This is a genomic window from Bacillus cereus group sp. BfR-BA-01355 (assembly GCF_022663675.1).
Lineage (GTDB): Bacteria > Bacillota > Bacilli > Bacillales > Bacillaceae_G > Bacillus_A > Bacillus_A thuringiensis_S.
In genome coordinates this window covers 1-211 of sequence record NZ_JAKUFY010000522.1, presented here as the reverse complement: position 1 = coordinate 211, position 211 = coordinate 1, and the positions used below count along the sequence as shown (strand labels likewise).

Genomic DNA, 211 nt, shown 5'->3' with positions numbered 1-211 from the left:
AGATGGCACCAAACAGGATACTAATAAACAAGTGCAAGATCCAGTAGCTAAACCTGTTACTGACAATCCGGAGCAAGATCCAACAACTAAAACTGTTACTGATAATCCGGAACAAAACCCAGCAGCTAAAATTGCTACTGGCAATCCAGAACATAAGCTAGCAAGCAGCCCTGTTGAGAATACAAATTCAGGTCCAAAGCAAATAACAACA

The 211-nt window shown here is 40.8% G+C and carries 1 protein-coding gene; it reads left to right on the top strand.

Annotated features, from left to right (window positions below; all coding sequences use genetic code 11):
- On the top strand, nucleotides 1–211 hold a 211-nt coding region (locus MR167_RS32755; RefSeq protein ID WP_242316336.1), incomplete at both ends, for a hypothetical protein.